This is a genomic window from Bacteroidia bacterium (genome assembly GCA_025056095.1).
Classification (GTDB): Bacteria; Bacteroidota; Bacteroidia; order JANWVE01; family JANWVE01; genus JANWVE01.
On sequence record JANWVW010000319.1, the window covers coordinates 1 to 1,891 of the forward strand.

Genomic DNA, 1,891 nt, shown 5'->3' on the forward strand with positions numbered 1-1,891 from the left:
TTAACTTTTTCATATTGCTTCTCCTTTCTTTTATTGTTGTACGATAATTTTTTCAAAGTAATTTAATTCAGGAATTTGTAAAATATACATTCCTTGAGGTACATCTACATGCCATTGGGTATAAACCTCTTGTAAAGTAGTAGTTGCTACCACTTTGCCCGTTACATCTGCTAATACAACTGAAATAGCCTTTTGTGGAACATTACCTAAAAAAATGCTCAATGTCCCCGTAGTAGGGTTAGGATACACTTCAATCTTATCTTCCCATGAACTTACACGATGAGGGCTGCTCCCTCCTCCCCCTCCACAACCCGATGAACTCACAGCCCCCGAATACCTTATCCAATTACTACTCTCATGCCAACCTGTACAACTACTACTGACCGCTAACTTTATCTTGTAAATCTTACCAGGTACAAAAGTATATAGGCTATTGAGCTTACGCAAATACACCGAAGGAGAGGTTGCAGGAAACCAATTAGCATAATAAGGTCCTGTTACAGTGTGGCTACCTATGGCGTTTGTCTCAAAAATTTCTATGAACTGGTTTTGGGCAGTAACCCAAGTGCCGTACCAACCCCCTGCTAAATATACCTCTCCACACTTTTCATGTACTCTACTAAACGAATACGCAGGACTGCAAGAATTGCACTGATACTTATACGCAGGAATATGACTTGTGCTAGAAGTAGAACCTTTCAACGAATTATACATCCATGTAAGTTGGTCGGGGGTTAGCGACTCTAGGTACAACCCACTATCCATAACATTATTAGTGTGACCTTTTGTACAAGTTGGTGTATCTGCACATAGATCTCCTTCGAAGGTATGAAATAAGTATAGCAGGTGTCCAAGTTCATGGTTCATTGTAGGGGTTGACCAGTTACCTGTGCCCCATACTATATTTACCCAGTCATTACTATGGGCATTATACATGTTCCATTGGTTTTGACAGGAAAAGCGCATGCCATTGACAGGTGCGGGAATACCTGCGGCACAGCCATCATGCATGGTAAAAGGACCTAAAACTATGTTTAAGGTATTGGAGGGATTTACAGCATACCTTGCCAAACTATCCATAGCTTTACAAGCATGGGAATGGATAATGTCATAAGCGTTATTTTCTACTCTGTGAAAATAAACACCTACCAAGGTATAAAGAATTTTGATGGGATAAACGGCTGGGGCTGTAAATACGCAAGAGGTGTGAAGGCTTTGGAGTGGGACATTTTGTAGCAGTCTGACATTAGCGGCATGAACGATTTCTGCGGCAAACCGATAGCCGTTCCAAAGTTGGTGATAGTTAGCGGGTTGTCCTAAGGGAATGGGTTCTCCTACTTTTCCGTCGTCAAATTCATTGAAGTTTCCTGTTCCATCTTTACGAAGGAAGTAATGAATAGCGGTTCTGATATGGAAGATGCTATCTTCGCCGCAAGGTGGGCTAAGTGTGTTTAATTTTGCGAGGATATCTTGGGAATTTAAATGACTTTTGGCATCGTGAGGGGTGCCACAAGAGAATGTGTGTGGTTGGGCTTTCATAGCGTTAAAGGTAATGAGTAAGTAACCCGAAAGTAAACTTACACAGCTTTTTGCCATTCGGCGCAGGTGAGTTTGGAATTAAGGAATTGGTTTTCATAGGTGGATAGAGGATAATAATGTAAATAAATTAAAATTTTTGACAAGGTCAATAGTAATTTTTTAAGTGTTTGAAAATGAGGTAGAAAAAATTTTGATTGTAGATTTTTTGAATGGTTGTAGTGAGGTTAAATTTTTTGCGTGAGGGGCATGGAGCATGCCGTCAGGCAGTGCGGAGCGTTAGCGGAGCACCGAAGCGAAAGCGTAGTGCGGAATGCCCCGACCCTTGCGTCAGCAAGGGGCACGCCCAAAAAAA

Annotated in this window: 1 protein-coding gene; it reads right to left on the reverse strand. The window is 41.4% G+C overall.

From position 1 onward, the window contains the following. Positions 1 to 30 precede the first annotated feature (30 nt). Positions 31 to 1,539, reverse strand: coding sequence for a zinc-dependent metalloprotease (locus NZ519_13785; protein MCS7029824.1), 1,509 nt, complete (start codon positions 1,537 to 1,539; stop codon positions 31 to 33). Positions 1,540 to 1,891 lie beyond the last annotated feature (352 nt).